Annotated in this window: 18 protein-coding genes; 10 read left to right on the forward strand and 8 right to left on the reverse strand. The window is 54.6% G+C overall.

Features of this window, described 5'->3' with window-relative positions; all coding sequences use genetic code 11:
* Positions 1-99 precede the first annotated feature (99 nt).
* Positions 100-2,814: a hypothetical protein gene (locus CBE72_RS08280; protein WP_100143126.1), complete on the reverse strand. Its 2,715-nt coding sequence runs from the start codon at positions 2,812-2,814 to the stop codon at positions 100-102.
* A 162-nt stretch (positions 2,815-2,976) separates the two neighbouring features.
* Entirely contained in the window at positions 2,977-5,697 is a 2,721-nt protein-coding gene (locus CBE72_RS08285) for a hypothetical protein (protein WP_100143127.1), read from the reverse strand.
* 424 nt (positions 5,698-6,121) lie between these two features.
* Between CBE72_RS08285 and CBE72_RS08290 the strand changes: the two genes are divergently transcribed.
* The 6 genes from CBE72_RS08290 to CBE72_RS08315 all read left to right on the forward strand — a co-directional run bounded on the left by CBE72_RS08290 (position 6,122) and on the right by CBE72_RS08315 (position 13,601).
* Positions 6,122-7,408, forward strand: a complete 1,287-nt coding sequence (locus CBE72_RS08290; RefSeq protein WP_100143128.1) for an acetyl-CoA hydrolase/transferase family protein — start codon at positions 6,122-6,124, stop codon at positions 7,406-7,408.
* A 95-nt stretch (positions 7,409-7,503) separates the two neighbouring features.
* Positions 7,504-10,758 (forward strand): nSTAND1 domain-containing NTPase, encoded by a 3,255-nt coding sequence (locus CBE72_RS08295; RefSeq protein ID WP_100143129.1) that lies wholly within the window; start codon positions 7,504-7,506, stop codon positions 10,756-10,758.
* Positions 10,759-10,778: 20 nt separating this feature from the next.
* Positions 10,779-11,132, forward strand: a complete 354-nt coding sequence (locus tag CBE72_RS08300; protein WP_071476765.1) for a DP-EP family protein — start codon at positions 10,779-10,781, stop codon at positions 11,130-11,132.
* A gap of 134 nt (positions 11,133-11,266) precedes the next feature.
* A complete protein-coding gene (locus CBE72_RS08305; protein ID WP_100143130.1) occupies positions 11,267-12,007 on the forward strand; it encodes a DP-EP family protein in 741 nt (246 codons plus the stop codon).
* 366 nt (positions 12,008-12,373) lie between these two features.
* Positions 12,374-13,306 carry a sensor domain-containing diguanylate cyclase gene (locus CBE72_RS08310; protein ID WP_093982655.1) on the forward strand — a complete coding sequence of 311 codons (933 nt, stop codon included), beginning with the start codon at positions 12,374-12,376 and terminating at the stop codon, positions 13,304-13,306.
* 10 nt (positions 13,307-13,316) lie between these two features.
* Positions 13,317-13,601, forward strand: coding sequence for a hypothetical protein (locus CBE72_RS08315; protein ID WP_045283464.1), 285 nt, complete (start codon positions 13,317-13,319; stop codon positions 13,599-13,601).
* Here CBE72_RS08315 and CBE72_RS08320 read toward each other — a convergent pair.
* Positions 13,571-14,179, reverse strand: coding sequence for a histidine phosphatase family protein (locus tag CBE72_RS08320; RefSeq protein WP_100143178.1), 609 nt, complete (start codon positions 14,177-14,179; stop codon positions 13,571-13,573). The genes CBE72_RS08315 and CBE72_RS08320 overlap by 31 nt on opposite strands.
* Before the next feature lie 345 nt (positions 14,180-14,524).
* On the opposite strand from CBE72_RS08320, the gene CBE72_RS08325 reads away from it, so the two are divergent.
* Entirely contained in the window at positions 14,525-15,334 is an 810-nt protein-coding gene (locus CBE72_RS08325; RefSeq protein ID WP_100143131.1) for a hypothetical protein, read from the forward strand.
* Between the two features lie 222 nt (positions 15,335-15,556).
* Here the strand turns inward: CBE72_RS08325 and CBE72_RS08330 are convergent, their stop codons facing one another.
* From CBE72_RS08330 to CBE72_RS08345, 5 genes are all read right to left on the reverse strand, one after another.
* Positions 15,557-16,297: an ion channel protein Tsx gene (locus tag CBE72_RS08330; RefSeq protein WP_100143132.1), complete on the reverse strand. Its 741-nt coding sequence runs from the start codon at positions 16,295-16,297 to the stop codon at positions 15,557-15,559.
* Between the two features lie 10 nt (positions 16,298-16,307).
* Positions 16,308-16,805, reverse strand: a complete 498-nt coding sequence (locus tag CBE72_RS08335; RefSeq protein ID WP_071237391.1) for a DUF2165 domain-containing protein — start codon at positions 16,803-16,805, stop codon at positions 16,308-16,310.
* Positions 16,806-17,046: 241 nt separating this feature from the next.
* Positions 17,047-17,721 (reverse strand): TetR/AcrR family transcriptional regulator, encoded by a 675-nt coding sequence (locus CBE72_RS08340; protein WP_268239842.1) that lies wholly within the window; start codon positions 17,719-17,721, stop codon positions 17,047-17,049.
* 699 nt (positions 17,722-18,420) lie between these two features.
* Positions 18,421-18,588, reverse strand: coding sequence for a hypothetical protein (locus tag CBE72_RS20080; protein WP_157929051.1), 168 nt, complete (start codon positions 18,586-18,588; stop codon positions 18,421-18,423).
* A 61-nt stretch (positions 18,589-18,649) separates the two neighbouring features.
* Positions 18,650-20,209 (reverse strand): POT-type proton-dependent oligopeptide transporter, encoded by a 1,560-nt coding sequence (locus CBE72_RS08345; RefSeq protein WP_071237389.1) that lies wholly within the window; start codon positions 20,207-20,209, stop codon positions 18,650-18,652.
* A 237-nt stretch (positions 20,210-20,446) separates the two neighbouring features.
* On the opposite strand from CBE72_RS08345, the gene CBE72_RS08350 reads away from it, so the two are divergent.
* The 3 genes from CBE72_RS08350 (at position 20,447) to tsgA (ending at position 23,875) form a co-directional block, all read left to right on the forward strand.
* Entirely contained in the window at positions 20,447-21,619 is a 1,173-nt protein-coding gene (locus CBE72_RS08350) for a winged helix-turn-helix domain-containing protein (RefSeq protein ID WP_373289238.1), read from the forward strand.
* 158 nt (positions 21,620-21,777) lie between these two features.
* Entirely contained in the window at positions 21,778-22,476 is a 699-nt protein-coding gene (gene deoD / locus CBE72_RS08355) for a purine-nucleoside phosphorylase (protein WP_100143135.1), read from the forward strand.
* Between the two features lie 226 nt (positions 22,477-22,702).
* Positions 22,703-23,875, forward strand: coding sequence for an MFS transporter TsgA (tsgA, locus tag CBE72_RS08360; protein ID WP_100143136.1), 1,173 nt, complete (start codon positions 22,703-22,705; stop codon positions 23,873-23,875).
* Positions 23,876-23,889: the final 14 nt, after the last annotated feature.

The raw sequence follows: 23,889 nt of genomic DNA on the forward strand, positions 1-23,889 counted from the left end.
CAGCATTTTCGCAATGGTCATCGAGGCCGTTTAAGCCTTAGCTTCAAAGAGGCGTTGCCGCATTAGCTGACAGCGCCTCTTTGTCTACTGGAGGCTTCTTCAATTAAACAACTTGCCCAGCACACGCTTGACGACGCTCGACTCGTCTTGCTTGAATGGCTCTGTATTTTCTTCGGTCAGACAATCAAACTTGGCGATGATTTCCAGCAGGCGTTTGCGCTCATCTGCGGTCAGCAGCCTGGACATATCCGGCAGCCGCTGCTGGCTGGCCAAGTGGATAATGAAAGACTCAGGTTGCCGCCCTTCGTGCATGGCAAAATACACAGTGGCCTGTGGCGTCACACCTATCCTATCCAACCAGAGTAGTGCCCAGAACTCCTTGTCGGCTTCAAGCTGCAGGCTCACATCGACATCGCCGATGCTTGAGTGCCCAAGCGCTTCATCCTGCCAACGCTCGGCCATATTCAGATGGCCTTCGGCAACCAAATGGTTGATATAGGCTTCCCTGACACTGGGACAGCCCAACCAGTGCAGCCCTCGCTTCCCAAGACCGCTGAGAAACAGTGCCAGCCGCTCTCCCATCTCGGTTGGCAACAGCCAGACAAAGTCTGCCACGCCAACCTTGCCGCGATAATCGCTGTAGGGATCCCAGCCTTGCAGAACCGGCAGCTTCAAGGCTTGTGGTGTCAGGTTTTCCAGGCCTTCGCCGCTTTGCAAATAGGCCTGTAACTTGTCATAGACAGTCTTCGCCGCTGCCGGTTTGAGTTTTTGCTCCAGGCCGCGTTGCAGGCTGAGGTTAAATAGCTCAAAGGCTTGCTGCGGTAAGGGGCGCTCCGGGAAACAGGCCTTGAGATCGGCAATAAATCCCAGCATGGCCGTTTCATCGCAATAGTTTAGGGCATCCAACAGCTTTTGCTGAGCCAGCCAATGGCTGCGGCCTATCATGCTGTTATCTTCGGGATCGCCTTCGGCAAAGCTTGCCAATCGCTCCAGGTAACGTTGCCAGAAGCGCTCGTTGGCCGGGGCATAGCGCGCGATGCGCCTGTCTTGCAGCAAAGTATGGGCATCCAGCTGCGCCTCGCTGACTCCCAGTGCCAGCAGCTTTTGATGCAGGCTCAGCTCTGTCTGCGGATCATCTATGGCGGCATATCCTTCATAGTTTGCATAAAACTGACTGATGCGGCTGATAAGCACCATAGGCGCCAGTTTCAAAAGCAGTTGCCAGTGGCGCTGGGCCAGGATCTGCAGTTCGGTGTGAGCCTGTGGCAGTTGGTTATTTAACAGGAAAAACAGGCTGAGCAGGCCGCGCTGGAAACCATCGTCCGGGAAAAACAACCAGTAGGCCGCTTGACGCTGGCTTATCTGGCTTCCCCGTTTTCCCCCATCCTTGCCAAGTAGCGATTCGGCAACGGCGGCCATAGTGTCAGCATCCTGCTGCTCCTTGGCCTCACTGAGCCAGGCCTTGAGTGTCAAATGCTGCGGATTATCGCTATTGAAGCGGCCACCATGCCGATTGAAGACACGCATATAGGCAGTGAGGAAATGCTGCTCCAGCCAGCCAAGCAGCGCCTGGGTTTCTGCCGCTGTGCACTCGGGGCGGCCGAGCCGATAGGCGGCATAGGCGACGCCTCCCAAGTGGGTCGGCAACTTGTCCAGTGCCGCCGGCAGACGATCGGCAATGGCTGCATCCAACTGTGCGAAGTCACTTTGCTTGCAGGTATGGCTAAGCAGGAAAAAAGGCAGCTCATCCAAGCTGGGTAGTGGGCAGTTGCCTTGAGTTTGCCCGGAGCTCTTGCCACTTTCCTGCTCTGTTTGGGCGCTGCCAGTATCGGTTTTATCCTGCTGCCAGGGGGCGAACCTGTCGTCCATCAGCCAGGCTTCGGCAACCTGTGCCTTGGGCTCAACGCCGAGCGCATCCTGCAGCGCCAGCGCCTCATCTTCCACCCTGTGCCCCAAGATCAATTGCTGCTTGACCTGATCCCGCCACAGCTCAGTGTCTTCAAGTTCCGCTTCTACCGGCCAGTCGTCCAGGCTGTAGAAGAATTCCAGTATTGGTTGGGTTTCTTCCAGCGTTTGTTCATCGGCATAGGCCAGCAGCGGGGTTTGCTCCAGACGTTTGAGGAGCTGCGCCTTAAACCAGGCGTAATCGTCAGCATGCTCGCTAAAGTGTTCCAGCAGGCTGGGGTTGACAGGATCACCTTCGGCGGTTTGGAAAAAACAGCGGCGGCTCTGTTCGCCATCACAGTGCAGATAGGCGTGGATCAGTTCGCGGCGCCAGCCGAACTCTTCTACCAGTTTGCCCAGCAATTCCACGGGTGAGTAGCCGCTGTCCAAATCCCAGTAAGGCACCAGAAAGGCGGCCAGATAATGACTCAGTTCGGGATATTGCCTGGCCAGCATGTAGAGGGCTTCTACCCCGAAGACGTTGTAGTCATCGAGAAAGAGATCGCTAAAGTCGTTACGACTGCGGGAGAAGGCCACCATGGCCTCGGCAGTTGCCTTGATCTCGTCCAATAGCTCGGGGAAGTTCAGCGCTGCGGCAAACAGCACGGCTTCAGTGCAATATTTAAAGATGTGGTGCGCTCGAGCGGCGCTGAGTGCATGCACCAGCAAGTTGCGGTTGTCGCCGGCATCGTCATTGCTGAGTGGCTGCTGTTGCTCGTTGACAAACTCGATATTGAACAGCAGGGAGCCTTCAAGACGAAAGGCGCTGCCATCGTGCAGGTGTTGCCGGTATTGCTGCAGCGCCAGGGCGATGCTGGCGGGATCTTGTGGCTTGAGGCTAATGCTGAGGGTTTTGTCGAACTGGGGCATATTGCTTCCTTGATATTAAATTAACGCTTTTGCCGGTCGCTGCCTGTGTGGCACTTCCTGTTAAACAACCGGCGACCGCGCCATGAGTCAGGGCGTGGCAGTTATCCTGTTATTACTCGTTTATTGGGTTATTCCCAACTGCTGTTTTATCAATGCCTGCTATTAAGAGCCTTGCGCCAAATCTTTGGCCAGTTGCCGGACCGCGGCAGACTCGTCTTGCAGGAAGGAGCTGAAAAGCTCGGCGTCAACCCCGGCTTGCGCCAGTAACTTCAGCAGGCGTACACGTTCGTCTATGGTCAAGAGCTGCGAGGTCTCCGGCAGTCGGCCCTCATCGGCCAAATGTTTGAGGAAGGGCGCAGGGGCGCGGCCTTGGCTTACGGCGAAATAGACAGTGCTTTGCGCCGCTACGCCTATGCTGTCGAGCCAGCCAAGGGCCCAGTTTTCCTTGGCACTCTGAAAGGCTAACCCTGAGTCATAGTCGCTGTGACGCTTGTGTCCTACGCTTTGATCTTCCCAGCGCTGCGCCATCGAGAGACCACCCTCGGCAATGAGGTGGTTGACATAGGCCGTCTCCACACTCGGCCGGTGAAGCCAATACAGGCTTTGGGTTCCAAGGCCTGCGAGAAACAGGGCCAAAGCTCGCCCCTGCGCTTCAGGCAACAGCCAGACAAAGTCGCTGAGCTCAGCCGCATCGGCGGGGTCGTCAGAGCGGCAAGGCGCCCAGTCCAGCAACTCGGCCGTGGCTTGGGGCGTCAAGGGCTCAAGCCCTTCGCCCGATGCCAGATAAGCCTTGAGTTGGCGGCAGAGGTTTTGCGCCTGCTCTTCGGTAAATGATTTGCTGAAGCTTTGCCGCAGGCAAAGATCAAACAGTTCGAAAAACGCTTGCGGCAAAGGCGTCTCGGGGAAGTTGGCCTTGAGATGGCCAAAAAAGCTCAGCCTCGGCAGCTCGCGGCCAGAATCCAGCGCTTGCAACAACTGCTGCTGTTGCTGCCAGAGGCGGCGGCCTATCATGCTGTCATCATCTGGGTCGGCTTCGGCAAACTGCTTCAGCCTGGTGATATAACCTTGCCAGAAGCGTTTATCGGCCGGGCGATAGGCAGCCACCTGTTGTTCTGTCAGCAGGCAATGAGCATCGAGCTGCGCCTCGCTGACACCCAGCTTGAGCAGGTTTTGCCGCAATTCGGCCTCGATATGCTCATCGTCAATGGCGGGATAGAAGGCGTAGTCAGCCCAGCAATAATAAATTTTTTCAATCAGTTGCAGCGGATCCAGCGTCAGCCATAGCTGCCAATGCCTTTGTGCCAGGGTTTTTAAGGCCTGCCACTGCGGCGCTTCGAACTCCGGGGCGCAGAGCAGGAAATACAGCGCCAACAAGCCGTTTTGGAATCCTTTATTGGCATTGGACCACAAGAGTGCAATGCGCTTTCCGTCCTTACTGGTATAGAGTATCTCAGAGGCAATTTGAGCCATCTTGGCAACATCGCCCTCGGTGTCTATATCCGTGAGCCAGCTCTTTAGAAGGCGATGTTCACGCCTTTTCTTTTGGTACTCTCCGCCCTCATAGAAGATATGATGCTGAAATTGTAACGGCAGCTGCTGCACCAGCCAGCGAAGCAGCGCCGCGGCCTCGTTGGCCTTGTCGGCTTCCGGGCTTAAGCTGTGGGGCGAGTTCAGGCGGCTCAGGCGATAGGCGGCATAGGCGCAGGCGCCAAGGCTCTTGGGCAGTTCGGCCAGCGCGCAAAGCATCTCCTCTCCCACTTCGGCATCCAGCTCTTCCAGCTCGCCAATCCTGAGATAGTCTTCCGGCTCTTCCAGGTCATAAAATAGCGCGGCATAGTCAGAGTCCGGCTCGTTCTCATCATGCTCCCAGTCATAGTCCTCTGCCAGAGCCTGCTCTTCCCCGGTTTGCCATAGACTATGACGGTCGTCTTCCCGCCAGGCCTCTGCCACTATTACCAGAGGTTGGCTCTGCTCGCTCAGCTGCGCCAGCAAGGAAAGCGCTTCATCCTCTACCCGGCGACCCAAGATCAATTGCTGCTTGACCCGATCCCGCCACAGTTCAGTGTCGTCAATGTCAGCCTCTACCGGCCAGTCGCCCAGACTGTAGAAGAACTCCAGTATCGGCTGGGTTTGTTCAAGCGGTTGTTCATTGGCATAGGCCAGCAGTGGCGTTTGTTCGAGACGCTTGAGCAGCTGCGCCTTAAACCAGGGGTAATCGTCCGGATGCCCGGCAAAATGTTCCAGTAGGCTGAGGTTGACTGAATCACCCTCTGTGGTCTGGAAAAAGCAGCGGCGATTCTGTTCGCCATCGCAGTGCAGATAGGCGTGGATCAGTTCGCGGCGCCAGCCGAACTCCTCCACCAGTTTGCCCAGCAGTAACACAGGTTGGTAGAAGCTTTCCAAGTTCCAGTACGGCACCAGAAAGGCGGCCAGATAATGGCTCAGTTCGGGATATTGCCTGGCCAGCATGTAGAGGGCTTCCACCCCGAAGACGTTGTAGTCATCGATAAAGAGATCGCTGGAGTCATTGCGGCGGCGGGAGAAGGCCACCATGGCCTCGGCAGTGGCCTTGAGCTCGTCCAATAGCTCGGGAAAGTTCAGCGCTGCGGCAAAGAGTACCGGTTCGGTGTAAAAGCTGAGTCTGTGATCCCGGCGGGCAGTATCGAGGGCGTGTTCCAACAAGGAGCGATTGGCACCGGCATCGTCACGGTTAAGCGGCCGCTGCTGCTGATTGACGAACTCGATATTGAACAGCAAGGAGCCATCGAGTCGAAAGGCGCTGCCGTCGTTCAGGTGTTGCCGGTATTGCTGCAGTGCCTGGGCGATGCTAGCGGGATCTTCTGGATTGAGGCTGACGCTGAGGGTCTTGTCGAACTGAGACATACTACTTCCTTGAAACTGGGGTCCTGCCCGGGCACTGGGATGTGACGTTTTTCGCCATAAGGCCCAAGGCTTGGCTAGTCTAACGACAGTGGCTTTGAGGGTAAACGCCTTATCCGCCGCAGTGGCATTTTTGTGAAGCTCGCAGTTTGCAACCTGTTTGATGTGGCGTAGCGCTCACTTTCCACAGTCTCGGGGGTTAGGTTGTTTGTCAGGGATTGCCCTTCACAGAGCAACTGGCTAGGGTTAAGGCCTTTTTGTACAGGAGTTGGTTTTCCCTCCGGCGGAGCCTGTCATGGCTTGGGTGAAGTCGTCTCGATGGGACAGCCCAAATCAATCAGGCAGGATGTGGGAAAACAAATACGGCATTGCCTCAATCAAACTCCTGTCACGGAACGGTATAAATAAAAAATAAGGAAGCAGCAGTATGGCGCCAAGAGTTTGTTCCAGTGCACTGGAAGCGGTATCCCTGATAGGGAATGATGAATTTATCTGGACCCACTCTATGGGAGCCACCCCCAGAGTCTTGCTGGAGGCGCTGGCACAGCATGCCATGACGCGGCAGAACCTGACCTTGCTGCAACTGCATACCGAGGAAGCCGAGGCCTTGAGTGTGCCCGAGCTTAAGGGCCATCTGCGCCATCGCTGTTTCTTTGGCGGCGCCCCGACCCGCGCCCTGCTGGCCAGTGGCGAGGCGGATTATGTGCCTGTCTTTTTATCCGAGGTGCCCAAGCTGTTTCGCTCCGGCGAGCAACCCATAGATACGGCGCTGGTACAGGTGTCACCGCCTGACAGCCATGGCAACTGTTCGCTGGGGATCAGTGTCGAAGCCAGCCGCGCCGCTTGTGATGTGGCCGGCCGGATCATAGCCCATATCAACCCGCAAATGCCGCGCACCCATGGCGACAGCTTTGTACCCTATGACCGCTTTGCCGCCGTGTATGAACAGAGTTCGCCTCTGCCCGAACACCCCATGGCCGGAGCCGATGCCATCAGCCAGGCTATCGGCAAGCATGTGGCCTCTCTGGTTGAAGACGGAGATTGCCTGCAGATGGGCATAGGTGCCATTCCGGATGCCGTATTGGGGCAGTTGGCAGACAGACGAAACTTAGGGATCCACACCGAGCTGTTTTCCGACGGCATTCTGGCGCTTTATCGCTCCGGGGCGATTAACAACAGCCGCAAGAAGGTGCATCCGGGGAAGTTGGTCACCGGCTTTGCGCTTGGCAGTCGCGCCCTCTATGACTTTGTCGATGACAACCCCGAAGTGCTGTTTCTGGATATAGAGCAGGTTAATGACACCTCGGTTATCCGCCGCAACCCGCAGGTAATGGCCATCAACTCGGCGCTGCAAGTGGATATTTCCGGCCAGGTGTGCGCCGACTCCATAGGCACCCGAATCTATTCCGGGGTAGGCGGGCAGATGGACTTTATTCGCGGCGCCGGTCTTTCTCCCGGTGGGCGCTCGGTTATCGCCCTGCCGAGCACGGCCGCCAATGGCGCACTTTCCCGTATCGCGCCTGTGCTGAGCCCAGGTGCCGGGGTGGTGACTACCCGGGCCCATGTGCACTATATTGCCACCGAATATGGTTGTGCCAACCTCAGGGGGCGCAGTATCCGCGAGCGAGCCAGAGCCTTAATCGACATAGCGCATCCGGATTTTCGCGAATCCCTGTGCCGGGAGACATTCGAGCTCTGGGGTTTGAGTATTTGAGTTAACGCTCATTAGGTAAAATTTAACGCTGTTATCATGGTGTTAACTTTGTATACCGGGTAAGATGCGGTCAATCTCTTATCGCGGTAGGTTCCATGAGCGACAGCAGCTTCTTTTTGGGTGATTGGCAGGTCGATCCCGGCAGCAATAGTTTGCGGCTGGGAAAGCGCTTGCGGCAGTTGGAACCCAAAGCCATGGATGTGCTGCTGTATCTGTGTCGTCGCAGCGGCGAGGTAGTCAGCAGCGATGAGCTGCTGGATGCCTGTTGGCCCGGCAGCGACACGGGCGATAACCCGCTGCACAAGACCATTAATCAGCTGCGCCGGGCGCTGGACGACAAGGCCGGCGATCCTTCTTTCATCGAAACTATCCGCAAACGCGGCTATCGAGTTGTAGCCGATGTCCGTTTCCCCATCGGCCACGAAGCCAGTTTGCCATCGCTGGCCTGGAGCCAGGGCTCACCATTTCCCGGGTTAAAACCCTTCAGCGCCGATTATGCCGGGGTGTTTTTCGGCCGTAGCGAACAGATCAACGCCTTACTGGAACGCATAGCCCGGCAGATCAAACATGGCCGCGGGTTTTGCTTGCTGCTAGGCCCCAGCGGCAGCGGTAAGTCGTCGCTGATCAATGCAGGCATTTTGCCCAATCTGGCTTCGCCTCAGGGCTTTCACGGCATAGGCCTGGCCTGCTATTCGATACTGGATCTGGCCGATGTCGCCGAAGATCAACTGCTGCTGGAGTTGGCCGCCGCCATGCTCGACTGGGAGCTGGACGATGCGCCGGTTTTGGCAGGCTACAGCGCCGAAACGCTGGCGCATGCACTGGAACAGGATATCGACAGCCTCTGCGCCCAACTCTGCCAGGCGCTGCCGTTCCAAAGTTGGCAGAAGCCGAGGTTCGGCCTGTTTGTCGACCGTCTGGAAGTGCTGCTGTCATCGCCGCGCTTCTCGGCCGAAGCCCGTGAGCAGGGGCTGGCGCTGCTCGACACCCTGGCGCGTTCCGGAGCCGTATTGCTGCTCAGCGCCTGTCGCAATGAGTTCTACCCTCAGGTGGTTGCCAGCCCCAGCTTGATGGCGGGCAAGGGCAATGGCGCCCATTTCGATCTCTTGCCGCCCAGCCGTCAGGAACTGTTGCAGATGATACGCTTGCCGGCCGCAGCCGCAGGCTTGAGTTGGGAATTTGACCCTGAATCGGCACTGGGCTTGGATGAGCTGCTGTGCCGTGAGGCCGCCAGTAACCCGGATGCCCTGCCCATGTTGCAGTATATGCTGCAGGCCCTGTATCTGCAGCGCAGTGACGACAACCAGTTGCAACTGGCGGTTTATCACCGCCTGGGTGGGCTGGCCGGGGCTATAGGCCAGGCCGCCGAAGATGCCATCGCCTCCTTGTCGAGCTCGCAAAGGGCGGCCCTGCCACGGGTGCTGTCGCTGCTGGTGACCCTCAGGGAAGATGAGCAGTCGGTCACCAGTCGCAGTGCCAGATATTCCGAATTGGCCACGGATGCCGAGCGCGCCTTGGTTCAGGCCTTGGTCGACAGTCGGCTGTTTGTCTCCCATCTGGAGGACAGCGAACCCGGTTTCAGCATAGCCCATGAAGCCTTGCTCAGACGCTGGTCCAGGGCCAGAGACTGGATAGATAGCCACAGGGAAGGGCTGGCGGCCAAGGCCAGGCTGTTCCATCAGGCCAGGCGCTGGCAGCAACAGCAGTGCAGCCGCGATTTTCTGCTGCCCCAGGGCAAGCCGCTGACCGAAGCGCTGGCGCTGAAAAACGATCCCCTGCTGGAGCTGGATCCTGTCAGCGAAAGCTATGTTGCCGCCTCCAGCGCCAGAGGGCAGCGCCAACGGCGCCTCAAGGGCGCGACCTTCATGCTTTTATGCCTCTTGACCCTCATCTCGGTATTCATGAGTTATCGCAGCGTTGAAGCCGAGCAGCAGGCGCAGGCTAAGCGCCTGGCGGCGGAAGACTTGCTGGGCTTTATGGTGGGCGACTTTGCCGACAAGCTGCGCAGCATAGGCCGGATGGATCTGCTCGATGGTGTCAGCAACAAGGCGCTGGATTATTTTCGCGAGGCCGACAGCAGCCTGAGTGAGGCGGCGCTGTTTCGCCATGGTCAGACACTGGAAGCCATGGGGGAGGTGGCCTACTCCCGTGGCCGGGTGGATGAAGCGGAAAAGGCGCTGCTGGCCGCCAGAAACAAACTCTTGCCACTGTTGTCCGGCAGTACAGATCAGCTGGAGCTGTTAAAGACCCTTGGCGCCAATGCCTTTTGGCTTGGGCAACTCAAGTATGACCAGAGCGATTGGCAGGGCACCCGCCCCTGGTTCGAGGCTTATCTGCAACACAGTCTGGCCATGTACCGACTGGCACCGGACAACAGCGAAGCGCTGATGGAACTCTCCTACGCCCACAATTCTCTGGGGTCCTTATCGATGAAGCTGCAGGACTTCAGCAAGGCGCGCCAGGGCTTTGAAGAATCGCTGCGGCTCAAGTTGATCGCACTGGCCGAGTCGCCGGATGATCCTCAGCGTCTGGCAGATGTCGCCAATGCTCGCTCCTGGCTAGCCAGGTCTTCGAGTGCAGAAGGGGATATTCAAGCAGCCATCGCCATTCATAGGCAGATAGCCGAAGAGTTAAAGCGGCAGGCTCAGGGAGAACCCTATCAGCTATACAGATTATCCGGAAATCTGGAGATCTTGGCTCAGTTGTACAGAGCGGTGCAGCAAACCGAATTGGCCAAAGAGAGCGCAATGGAAGCCAGTCGGGCTATTGCTGCCGCGCTTGAGGCCGATCCGGAAAATGAGCGCTGGCGAATGCAGCAATCTTTTGTTGAGGTGTTACTGGTTAGCTTGCTACCGGCATCAACAGAAAAAACAGCCATGCTTAATGCCCTCAGAGGGCATCTGGCCAGTAAGCCGTCAAGCGAAACCTCGACTAAGCAGCTTAAATTGGAGGCTCGTTTTTGGTTGGTCGCTGCCAATGAGCGGCTCGAACAAGGTGATTATCAGCAAGCTCATAAGCTTGCTCTGTTGGCAGAAGCGTTTTTTACAGCATTAGGACAGAAAACGGTTTTGGGCACTGTCGATATGGGAGCCCTGGCCGAGGCTGGGCTTGTAACCGCCTATAGTGTGTCCATGTTAAATAACGATATAAGCTTTGCCTATACTCACTGCCAGAAAGTCGGCCGAATGCTGCAACCATGGGTCACTGTGAATCGTGATGCCCGTATACTCGCGCCTTATGCTATGGCTTTGGATTGCATGGATGACCAACAGGAACTGTTGAAAATGAAGGCTAAATATGAGCCTCTTGGTTATCGTTTTAGTCAATTTAAATACCCCCTCAAAAACTAACCAGAAACAAGGATGAAGCTATGTCTGTACCCGTAAAAAATATCATTGTAACCATTACTCTGGATGATAACCGCGTGCCTCAGTTTGCCTATGAGCCGGACGGCCCAGTAGTGGTAGATAAGCCCAATACTCATATTATCTATAAGCTGCAGGACAAGACTGATATGGATCTGGCCTTTGTCGGCGCCTCCTTCGATACCCCCTTCGACGGCATTATCGATGCGGTCAAGACCGAGGCCCCGGATATGTTGATACTAATGGATACCAACTCTGTGGTGGGCAAGACAGGCTTTAGACTGATCCTCAGTAACAGCAGCAACACTCTGCTGGTTTCAAGCCAAGATCCCGAAGTCGTGAATACCGGAAACGACTGAGTAAGCTTATGTTGCTGAAAGGGTGTTTAATCCAAGCTTAATTACATTAACCTGGGTGGCTTCAGTCCTGAAACCACCCAATCAGTTTTTCATCTCCACATAAGGCATGTGGAGCGAATTGACATGGAGTCGTTATGCGTATTGCTTTGATGGTCAGCGTGCTGCTGGCAAGCTTTCCCCTGGCACTGAGTGCCGCTACTCAGGCCGAGATCGATCTGGCGATGGCACCGGTAAAGAGTGACGCCGAGTTGCAACTCTTGCTGGCCGAGCCTTCGCCGTTGGAGCCCTTGGGGCAGTCTTTACCCGCCTTTATCAATAGTTTGGTGTTTGATAAGCAGGGCCTGGTAAAGCTGGATCGCCGGCTGTTGCAACAACCACTGAGTGCTTCGGAAGTCTATCGGATCCTGGCGCTGTTTGGCTGGCAGTCACGGATGGCCGAGTTTGACCAGGCGGCGCAGCTGAGCCAAACCGACAACCTATTGTTGAGGCCGCGTTTACCTTACTGTGATGTCAGTGAGCCCGTGGTGCTGAGTGTCACTCTGGATAGCGCCCGGCAGGCGAGCTTTCACTATTCACAGCAGGGCGTGGAGTGCAGTGGTGATGTGGTGGTCAGTGAACCAGCGGTGATCACCTACCAACTGTTGAACCTGGATAATTCTCCGGCCGGGCTGAAATTTGTCGGTGCCGCCTTCACCAATCCCTTCGATGGTCATATCGATCGGATCGAGGTCAGCGCCGATGGCCTGACGCTGCAGCTGCATGACCCTATGCGCAATACAGGCACAGGCAAGTATCAATTCCTGTTCAGCAGTGAGGAATCGCCACTCTTGCTGGCCAGCCCGGATCCGGAGGTTATTAATCGACCCAAACTTTAAATCCGGCTTGATTGCATTAGTCGGAGTGGTGTCTGTCTCAGATGCCACTCATTAGAGATATTCTGCTTGTTCTCGTTTCAGTGTGGGGGCTCTAATCTTAAAGCTGTCACTAAGGATATAAAGTAATTATTCCCTCCGATCCGTGCCGTTCGGGGATTCTTTCCCGCCCGAAAAGCTCCTTTGGTTGCCAATCATTGCCGTATTTCTGTGGTTGGACGCCTTTCCTGCCTACAGAAGGTTGGAATTATTAACGATATTTTTCAATTAATTACATCGTAAGCTTATCAGAAGGTTTGCCTTGTACGTACGCGCTAGAGTTATCCCTGTCGAATATTGAACAACCCGCAGGTCGGGAGGGAGAACAGCATGGCAAGCCCCTACAGCAATGAAGCTGGTTTTAGTCAGTGTGAGTGTGACAGCGAGGCTTTGGCGACCCTGATTGAGTGCATGCAGCAACCTATGGTGCTGGCCGATGGTGAGGGCAAAGTGTTGGCGGTGAACTCTCCGGCGGCCGAGCTGCTGGGCGATCAGAGCGAAACCTTTGCCGGTGAATTCTGGCATACCTGGTTGGCGGCGCCTTATCGTAGCCGCTACGCCAGCATGTTCAGCAGCCAATATGGCCGCCAGGTACCGCTGCAACATGGCCCCTGGGAAGTATTGCTCAGACGTGTCGATGGGGTCGAGCTGCCGGTGAATCTGTCGCTTTCCTTTATTCAGGGTTTGCTGCCGCTGTTTGTGATTGGTTTGCATGATCTCAGCGGCCACAGGGATGAGATTAAACGCCTGTCCACCCTGGCGGCGACCGACTATTTGACCGGACTGGCCAATCGCCGCACCTTTACCGAGACACTGGAACGCCAGTGGCAGCAGTGCGTCGATAAGCACAAGCCCATCAGCACCTTGATCATAGATGCCGACCATTTCAAACAGTTCAACGATCAGCATGGTCACCTGATGGGGGACGAATGCCTGAAATTGATGGCCAAGACCATAGCCACGGCGTTGCCATCGCCCCAGTGTCTGGCGGCGCGTTTTGGCGGTGAGGAGTTTGCCCTGGTGTTGCCCGGATTCAACAGCGCCATGGCCTGGGTGGTGGCCGAGCAAATAGCCGAGGCCATTCGTAGCCTGGACTTCGTCAAATTGGGGCTGAGCCGTGAGGTTTGTGTCAGTGTCAGCCAGGGGATTGCCACTGAGATCAATGGCCAGTACCGCACGGCCGAGGCCATGCTCAGTGCGGCGGATACCGCCCTGTACCGGGCCAAGAGCGATGGCCGCGACAGGATCAAGTTATCCGCCTGAGGAGGATAGGATGAACTGGTATGTGATGACACTGATGCCCAGCGCCCGGGAGCGGGCCGACTGGTTTGTCGATATTCAGCTGCGGCGCTACTGCCATTCGCCGAAAAAAGCCGCCCTAAGACTGTGGAAGGGCTACTGCACCGAGCCTTTGGTAAGACAGCTGCTGAGCGACTTACAACAGATAGCCGCGGCTGAGGGGCAACTTCCGGCGGAAGAGCAGCGCTATTTGCAGGCTTTGCTGGCCCACTTCGACTGGTTGGCGAGTCAGCAACAGATGCGTTTGAGCCTCTCCTGAGCCTCACTGTGAAAGTGATAGAGGGCGTCCTGAGGCTTGTCCTGACGCCAAAGTGCCTTGTCATCCAAGCCCAGCAGCAGGGCGCGCAGGACAATCCCTGTCAGGCCGTGCGACACAAGGATCACCCGCTCCGGGGTTGCCGGATCGGTCAGCCAATGTGCCAGCCGCTGTTGCACCTGGAGTAGTGTTTCTGCGCCCGGGCCCTGCAGATACCAGTCATTGCGCCCGGCAAGCTCGGGTCTGGCGGCGTGGATATCGGCGACCCGGGTCTGCTCCCATTCACCTAAACCGCATTCAATCACCCTAGGCTCGGCAATAATGGCGCCGGGATCCCGGCAAAGCATCTCTGCCACCAGAGTCGCCGTTTCCATGGCCCTTCCCAGCGGGCTGGAAACCAACTGAAATTCGTGTTCAGGATTTCCTGCCGATTGCCGCAGCTGTTGTTGCAAGGCAACACCATAGGCTTTGGCCTGCGCCCTGCCGAGTTCGGTCAGCGGCGAGTTACAGTGTCCCTGCAGCTTACCGGCGGCATTAAACTCAGTCTGGCCGTGGCGTAGTATAAATATTTCCTTTGGCATGGCGATCAATTCCCGATACTGCTTAAACGGTTGGCTGCAAAAGAGGGTACTCCCCGGCTGCGTAAGGAGCAAGTTGCAGCGTTTTCGATAATTCGAATCTGTTAACCGAGGAGTGTCGGCATCGGCCGAGCGCAGGAGCGGCTGCCAGATTGGGCCGGTGAGTTGTCTTATCAAAAAATGGCTTGTTGAAGCATACAAATATTCTGTAGTAGCGGCCCATTGCTCAAATTAACCGAGGGAGATGGCTATAATTTTGAATGTGCGTCCAGGCGCACCGGGATGTGTTGAAATACTGCCAAGCCTGAGCCGTGTGAGTGCTCCGGCCCGAACGATTGCAGAGGGAATATGAAATATCTTTTAGCGAGTATCCTGGCATTGCTGGGCAGTTATCAGTGCATTGCTGCTGAGCCTGAGTGGAAGCTGGCTTTTGGGCTTCATGATTTTCAGGTGGAAAGTTCAGACACCCTGGGGGCCCATGTGGCAGTGAGCCTGGATTATCTCACCGAGTCAGAGATTGCCCTTCATGGCAACCTGAACATCTATCTCGATAACGATAAAGACAAGCTGGATCCCGATCATATTCCTATCTGGTTTCAGTCCGGCTACTTTGCCCGGGGCCAGTGGCTAACTCTGACGGGTAACTTAACCCTGGATTGGCAACTGTCGCTGCGGGGAAAGCGTAATACCGTCAGTTCGGTAGAAAAACAGATTAAGCTCTATCCTTCGTTGTTACTGGACTACCATCGGCAGGCCGTTGGCATGACTGCCGAGGTGGGAATGGGGTACTACTATCTTGAGATTGACGATGATGTGCCCAAGTCCCGCGGTTATCAACGTGGCGAGTTTGGCAATGATGCCACGGCCTGGACTACTGCACTGGGGGGATTTTGGTTATTGGCCCCGAGTTGGAAGCTTGAGGGCCATCTAGCGTATTGGGCCGATGGCAGTGAAACTCTGGAGACGGTTTACAAGGTGGGCCTGACTGTGAATACCCCGAAGTTGTTCAAGGCATCTGAGTTAACCTTATCTATGGAGCATACCCGCTACAACTTGGACCATTACGATAAATGGCCCAAGGAGAGTGTAGAGTATCAACCTATTTTGCCCTGGGATGAAGATACTTTATATCGGCTCTATTTCACGGTTCCCTGGTGAGTCTTATTCGGCTTGATTCTAGTGGCGGTCGGTTGGGTTTGAGAGCTTGCATTCAGACCTGTAAGTAGACGCAGAGCACGCATGGGACTTGTTCGCACCATCCTTAGATTATTCGTAATGGGTTGCGCCGGAAAAAGAGGCCGATAATGGTATATAAAAGTCGATATTTAGGTGACTAAAATATACCATCTCGGCCTTCTTGGCGGTGATGACTGTTACGTCTTACAGGTGATATTTAACGATAAAGGAAAAGTTGTTTTGGTCTTCGCCTTTAACGCCATACTTGTTGAGCCACAGAGAGTATTCTATTCCTATCATGAGTTTATTCTTTTTTCCCATTAGATAGGCTCCCAAGTCGTATTTTAATTGGGGGTTGAAATGGAATGTTTCCTCCTTAATGGCTTCATCGTAAGAAACTACCCAGTCAATATAGCCATCAAATACTACCTGGCTATCACCCAGCGGCCAGCTGAATTTGAAACTGGGTGAGAGTTGCCAACCATCACTGATATTGTCACTATTCAACCCCTGACGCCGATAAAAATTAATCTTGAAATAGTCTGCGGTTGGTAGATTAAAGTCGACTCCCAAACCATAAAGCAGGCTCTCTACATCGCCTTTGCCTTCTTCAAGACTCAGAGCCAAAGATAAGTCGTTGACTATGTTGTTGTCGTACTTTACGTCAAATATTTTCGCCGAACTAAAGCGGGTTGTCAGTTCGCCGTAGTTGCTTCGCTCACTGCCAAGGGAGTGATGAAAATGCGTAAAGTCCTGAAACAAAAACCAATCGCCATAACGCCAACCTCCTGCCGATTCCAGGGTCAGGGTAAACTGTTGATCGGATGGTGCCAGTTTAAAGTCTTCGCCATAGAGGCCGGTTACGCTGAAATCATGCCAGTTTACCAAAGGGGCGGCCTGAATTGGCAGGGTGAGCATAGCCAAGGGTAGCAATAGTCGTTTCACTCGAACTCTCCTACTTGGCCAGCTTGAGGCAGACACCGCCCAACATGGCCATCATGACTATGCGGGTGGCATCACGCAGACCGTTCCAGTGCTGAGATTGCCAGCTGGCAAACCATTCACCACCTGCCGCCTGGAAAATAAAGCCCCATACTAATACCGCCAATCCCATGGCTATCAGGGCTAAGGTCTTCTGCTGTTCAAAGGTTTGACTATCAGAGTTAAAGTGTTTGGCAAGCTTGAACAGCCCCAGGAAGCCGCAGAAGGTGAGGGTAGCTTCGATAATGATGATGGAAATAAAGCCTATCATATGGACAGAAGGTGCGGTGACGGCACGCCACATAATATCCGGGCTGTTATAGGTGGTGTCCATGGAAAATACGTGGCGCACAAATTGTAGGTTGGATTCTGAATCAGTGATATTACCCAGACAGCCGATAGCGGCGATGGTCGTTACTGTCAGAACTATCATCATTGAAAAAAAACGAAACGCATTGGTTGAATTAAACATGGGATACTCCGTTATTTTTAGTGGTCGCAACTATCTTTCACTTATTTTATTTCTTAGGGTATTCCAGTGTTAATAAGTGTGGCTGGCGCGTAGTTTGATAGGGTGTTTTATGATTTTTTTTCGAAAACCATCGGCGCATTATGATCTGAAAAGAATTAAAGATTAGTTGATTAGATGTTGGTTGAGCTTGCTCTTGTCAGTAAGAATAAAACTCTTGTTATCAGGGAAAGGCATAAAATCATCAAAGCTGGGATAATGCCGACTCGATTCGGGTATGAGATGTATTATCCAGAGGATGTTGCCACTGAAGGTTATTAATGACTTCAAACAGTATGTTATACAGAGGGATTGGCTTGAGTGATGCCGGTTCCTCTTCCAAGATCAAGGTTGTCGACAGTGCCATGGCCCCCCGTTGAATGCATAGCACTGTATTGCGGCAAAGGGCGATTTGTTCATCGCTGGAAAGTAATTCCCCCTGCAATTTGGCGCGTTGCAGAAAACGTTTGGTTCCCTGACAAAAGGGGATTAACTGTTTACGTAGTTGTTCCTGGCGTTCTTCTGAGGCACTGGCCGATATTTGGGGCAGTTCAGCGAGTACAGAAATACTGGTGCTGAAACGATTTGGCGAAATAAAGGGAAGTAGGTTTAATGTCAGCCAGGTTTCTGCCGGACGCAGTTTCATGCAAAGCACAGAGGTGTGCATCACCAGCAAGCGTTGGGTCTCCTTGGCCATCAGGGTAACCAGCAGGTCTTCCTTGTTGATGAAGTGGCTATAGAGGGTGCCCATACTGCAGTTGGCTCTTTTCGCCAGTTGCGAGAATCGGAAGGATATTAACCCCTCTTCTTTAATTATTTGATCTGCAGCATTGAGAAGAAGCTCCTCCCTCTTTTTAAATTTTTCGCTTTTTCCCTGCATGATACTGATAGTCAATGACTTATTCCTAAACCATATCAGCCTAAGGCTTTTTTTTCATCCGCATGTTTACGTGCTTGTTCACATAAAAATTATAAAAAACGAAAAATTATCATAAGTATAGAAAATGTTATTTTTTCAATAGTCTATGCGTATTATTGGTGCTCGCTGAGCCGGATGCCGGGGGCATCTGTTTATATTACTTCGAGCCTCGACATCCCTGTCTCGGCTACGCCAATTTGCAACAACGCCCGCGGCGGCTCCGAAGGGGGATTTGATGCAATTCTTCCCATACAGAGTTGTTTTAAACTGCAGACATACGCCTATTTTCCAGGCACAGGCGGGACTGTGACCTTCCTAGCCAGGGATGGCGAGGCGACTACCGCATTTGTTCCAGACAAATGTCGGCATACACTCCATCCATGGAGATAAGGGATGTACTCGCAGCGAGTCACAGGATCGCCTGTGCATAAGCCTGCGGCAGGCAATGGGAGACATCCGTTGCTGGAAGTTTAATCTATGTTATTTAGCTATTTTGAGCTGAAAGCAATGCTAGCCGCTGTGTCAGCGGCCTAAAGTCGTGGAGCAAATGCATCCATGCATAACGGCAGTATTTGAAAGCACGTTGCTGCGAAACTCTCGCCGTGTCACTGGATTGACTGTGCGAGAGGCCGTTCTCGGACGTCCTGTCCTTCACGGCATTCAGGCTTCCTGCCCATCCTCACTGCTGGGTATTGGCTGCAGCTTAGCCAATACCCAGGCACAGGATTGTCTGTGCAAAAGGTTGTTCTTGGCGGCGCCGCTATCGGGGAAGGGAATAACTTGGTTTCCGGCGGTTTTTTCATCAGCAATGAAAAAGACCCAACTCACGTTGGGTCTTTGGAGGGGGGAAATCAATGAGGTTTTGCCGCTCAGGTTGGCGGCAAACGCCTTAACCCTGTTGCGGTTCCACTGCCCGATAATGATCCTGCATGGTGTAAGAGCGGGCGTAGAGCGCAAACACCAAGGCGGCCAGCAGGGCGAAGCCGGCGAAGAAGAACATCTGGAAGGCGGTGACACTCAGGCCGGTTTCGGCAATCTGATTGGTCACGGCATCGCTCTTGACGCTGGCGTTGGCTAATAGCACCCAGAGGTTGCCCACAGTGACCGATAGGGTCCAGAAACTCATGATGCTGCCTTTCATCGACTTGGGTGCCTGGCTGTAGGCAAACTCCAATCCGGTGGCAGAAACCAGTACTTCACCGAAAGTCAGCAGCGCGTAAGGTAGCACCTGCCAGGTGATAGACATGGGGGTGCCGCCATCCATCATCAGCTGAATGCTGCCTATTACTATCCAGGAAAGGCCGGAGAAAGCGATACCTGCACCCATTTTACGCAGGGCATTGAGGCGCATGCCGCTGCGCTCCAGCATGGGGTAAAGCACAAAGTTATTAAAGGGGATCAGCAGCATAACCAGCAGTGGGTTGAGTGCTTGCATCATGGCCGGTTCAAACCAGTCCGGCTTGACCATGTCGTTGGCCTGTAAAATCCAGGTGGAAGCCTTTTGATCGAACAGTGACCAGAAGGGAGTGACCAAGGCAAACAGGATTAAGATGCGGAATACGGCGCGCACACCGTCCACCGCCTCGAGCGGATGTTGATTGCGGGCCCGCTCCAGCTGCATGGAGGCGCCTATGCCGACAAAGCCCATCAAGAGCACCATCGCCAGACAGAGCGCGGTCACCACTCCCAGGCTGTCGTATTGGGTGAGAGAAAACAGCGCCAGCACTATGCCTATGGCACTCAGCAGCAAACCTGTATTGGCCTTGCCGGGTACCGGAGTGAAGATGGCGCTCTTGAGCACCGGCAGGAAGCCGTGTGGATCTTTGGGCTCGGGTTGCTGGTGGACATAACGTTTACGGCCGCCCCAGAAGAATACCGTGGCGATAAACATCAGTACCCCTGGGATACCGAAGGCCACCGAAGGGCCGAAGAATTTCAGCAGCAGCGGCATCGACAGCGAGGCGAAGAAGGAGCCGAAGTTGATGGTGAAATAGAACATGTCGAAGGCTTTTTGCGCCAACGACTTATTGCTCTGATCGAACTGATCGCCCATGAACGAGGACACTAGCGGCTTGATGCCGCCCGAGCCCAAGGCTATCAGGAACAGGCCTGAGTAGAAGCCGGTTTTGCTGGTTTCGAAAATCGCCAGGAAGGCATGGCCAATCACATAGACTATGCTAAGCCATAAAATGGTGTGGTATTTGCCGAAGAAACGGTCGGCCAACCAGCCCCCCAAGAGAGGGAAGAAATACACCCCGATCACAAAGGAGTGGAACACATCTTTGGCCTCACCCTGACGCAGTTCTTCCGGCACCGACAGCAGCAGAGCCGTCATCAGGAAGGGGGTCAGAATGTTGCGCATACCGTAAAAACTGAAACGCTCGCAGGCTTCACTGGCAATGATAAAAGGGATCTGTCGCGGCCAACGCGCAGAGGAAGGTGAGCTCATAATGTACCTTGGTTATTGTCGATTCTAATAAAGGTTGCAGCTATATGCGCATAATCCGGCTTTCCATTCAACTCTGGAGCTTGGCAAAAGCGTATTTTTTGTGAGCTTGAGTACAAATTTGCATCGAAAGTCATGAAAAGGGCAAACTGATTACTCGCATTGGCAGCGGCATTGAGCTGTCATCATAGCGCCACGCTAAACCAAGGCTATCGGGAGCCAGGCACCATGGGTACACCTTTGTATGGACCATTGACCATCGCTGAATGGCTCAGGCTCAACCTGCAGCGCCAGGGCTTGTTGCAACCGGCGGCATCGGCGGCGGCCATGATCCATCAACTGGGCTATGTGCAGATAGATTCCATCAATGTGGTCGAGCGGGCTCATCACCATGTGCTGCATAGCCGGTTGCCCGGTTATCACCCCGAGCAGCTGCAACAGGCTATGGCCGATAAAGAGGTGTTCGAGTACTGGGCTCACGCCGCGGCCTACCTGCCCATGAGTGACTACAGGTACAGCCTGCAACGCAAACGGCAACTGAGTCAGGGGGATAAACACTGGTTTGAACCGGACGAGCCCTTGATGCGGGAAGTGCTTGCCAGAGTGCGCGCCGAGGGGCCGCTCAAGGCCAGTGATTTTGAACACTCAAGTGATCCGCGTGGCAGTTGGTGGGACTGGAAACCGGCCAAGAAGGCGCTGGAACAGCTGTTTATGCGCGGCGAGTTAATGGTGCTGCGGCGTGAACGGTTTCAAAAGGTTTATGATTTGGCCGAGCGGGTGCTCCCGCCGGGGATAGATACCCGGGTGCCCGACGATGATGAGTTTGGCCGGTATCTGGTGAACCGCTTTCTCAATGCCAACGGTTTTGGCTCAGAGGCCCAGTTTGCCTATCTGCGTAAAGGCATGCGGCTGGTTATCAAGCGGGTGTTGGCCCAAGGGCTGGAGGCCGGTGAACTGCAGCACTTTAAGGTCGATGGTCAGCAGTATTTCTGCCCGGCAGAACTGAGTGCGCCGCCCATGATCCCGGATCGGGTCTGGCTGCTCAATCCCTTCGATAACCTGGTTATTCAACGTAACCGCTTAAAGCAATGGTTTGGCTTTGACTATCAACTGGAGGTGTACCTGCCGCAGGAAAAGCGAGTTTACGGCTATTTCAGCCTGGCCATCCTCTGGCGCCAGCAGTTTATCGGCCGGGTCGACGTCAAGGCCGACCGGCCGCGCCAATGCCTATTGTTGCAAAACCTGGTGTTGGAGCCTGAGTATGCCAATCGGCCTTTGGATGATGGATTGCTGGCCGAGCTTACCAGGGCCATTGCCGACTATGCCCGTTTCAATGCCTGCGAGCGTTGGAAGTTGGTGCGCAGTAATCACAAGGAGCTAAAGCAGCGCTGGCGCCGTTTGCAAAGTTTATAGTGCCAACTCGGCTCTGTGCCTGCCTTAAAATAGCCGTGTAGTTGGCTGAGAGGAGTGTGGCATTTTGGTAAACAAATCCCCGCAAGCGGACTTTTGTCCTCAAGGCTTTTTTGGCGTCGCCGGTAGACTCGGGCCAGTTTTTATCCGAGGAACAGCTTATGACAGCACATATCAACGCCGCCAAAGGCGATTTTGCCAAGACAGTTATCATGCCCGGCGATCCTTTGCGGGCCAAATACATTGCCGAGCACTTTCTCGATGATGCCCGCGAGGTGACTTCGGTGCGCAATATGCTGGGTTATACCGGCAGTTGGCAGGGTAAGCCGGTTTCCGTAATGGGCCACGGCATGGGGATCCCCTCCATGGTGCTTTATGGTCATGAGCTGATCAACGACTTCGGGGTTGAGCGTATCATTCGGGTGGGTAGCCTGGGGGCGACCCAGCGTCAGGTGCAGATGCGTGATGTGATCCTGGCTCAGGCGGCAGGGACAGATTCAGTCACCAACGCCAAGCGCAGCGCAGGTTATCATATGCCGACTTCGGCCAGCTTCCCGCTGCTGCTCAAGGCCTGGGAACAAGCCAAGGCCCAAGGGCTGAATGTCAGGGTGGGCAATGTGTTCAGCGGCGATCTCTACTATGACCCGGATGAAGATCTGATCCCGGCGCTGGAGCGCTTCGGCATTCTGGGAATAGATATGGAAGTGGCCGGTCTCTATGGCCTAGCGCAGCAGTTCGGTATCGAGGCCTTGGCGATTCTGACCGTATCGGATCACTGCCTCACAGGTGAAGAAACCAGTGCCGAAGAGCGCCAGCTGTCGTTTAACCAGATGATCTCGCTGGCGCTGGCCGTGGCCTAAGGAAGGTGCAAACAAGTCCCATGTGTGCTCTGCGTCGGCTTACGGGCCTGGATGCAAGGCGTGGTTCACAGCAACCGGCTCTCTGCGTTATCTGACTTCGACAGGCCCCGGCATGCCTTCAGTCAGATGCCTTGAACGCCAATTGCTGTGCAAGCCACTCTCTACAAAAGAGAAGGCAACGAGGACTTATTCGCACCTTCCCTAATACGTTGATGGATGATAAGAAATGAATAATAAAATCACACTGACGGCCATCAGTTTTCTGGCCAACTTTATCATGGCGGGTTTTGCCTCTCAGTTCGGTATGTTGATAGAGCCGATAGCCACCCGCTTCGGAGCCGATGTCAACGATGTGGCTTCAATCTTCTCACTGCTGAACGGCGGCGCCCTAGCGGGCACTGTTGTGGCCTTTTTGTTGATTGAAAAGGTCGGTATCAAGCCGATGACACTGCTGAGCTATGCCGTTATCTTCCTGTCGGCGCTGGCGCTGCATTTTGGCTCTTCGTTGACCGTGGTTATGGTGGCCATGACGCTGGTGGGTTTGTGCGGCGGCATCGGCCTGTGTATCGCTGGTACTCTGGTGGTGTCCCTGTGGCAGGAGCGAATCCAGTCCACCATGCTGGTGGTGCAGGATGCCACCTTTAACGTGGCCGGGGTGGTGTTTCCGTTGATCACCACTTATGCCCTAACGCACTCCATGGCCTGGAGTTACAGCTATCTGGCGGTAGGCCTGGTGGCCTTGCTGACCCTGGCACTGGCGGCCTTCACCTCTTTCAGCCGGGTACAGGGCCAGGGTGAACAGGCGCAGTCCGCTCAGCGTTCCGAATGGAACTTCGGTATTATCAGCGGCGGTCTGGGGCTGTTTCTGGGCATGTTGGCGCTCTATACCTTCCTCACTTGGGCGCCTATGTTTGTGAAACAGAAGTTTGAGATCCCGTTTGAAGAGGCGGGCAATATCATCACCCAGTACTGGTCGGCGGCGTTGGTGGGCGCCTTGATCTCAACCCTGATAGTGACCCGGATGCAGATCCGCCACTTCCTGTTGATGATCATCTCGTTGGCATTGTTGCTCACCAGCTGGATTGTCAGCTGTGGCGATCTGGAAACCCTGGGGTACCTGACCTATGGCTACGGCTTTGTCTGCGCCGCGCTCTATAACGCCTTTATCGCCTATGGGGTTTCCTTTGTGAAACAAGCCAGTAGCCGCAATGTGTCTTTCATTCTGATCAGCGGCAGTGCCGGCGCCATGTTCAGCCCGGCGATTAGCTCAATGGCGGAAAAGATAGTGGGCTTGCAGACCGTCATGTATGCCATTCCTGTGCTCTACGGGGTGATCTTGCTGATGCTGCTGGTGTCCAATTTGGGCTTTAAGCGTCAGGCCGAGGCGGCTGCGGTCTGAGCCTGAAGATCTTC

The organism is Shewanella carassii (assembly GCF_002777975.1).
GTDB lineage: Bacteria > Pseudomonadota > Gammaproteobacteria > Enterobacterales > Shewanellaceae > Shewanella > Shewanella carassii.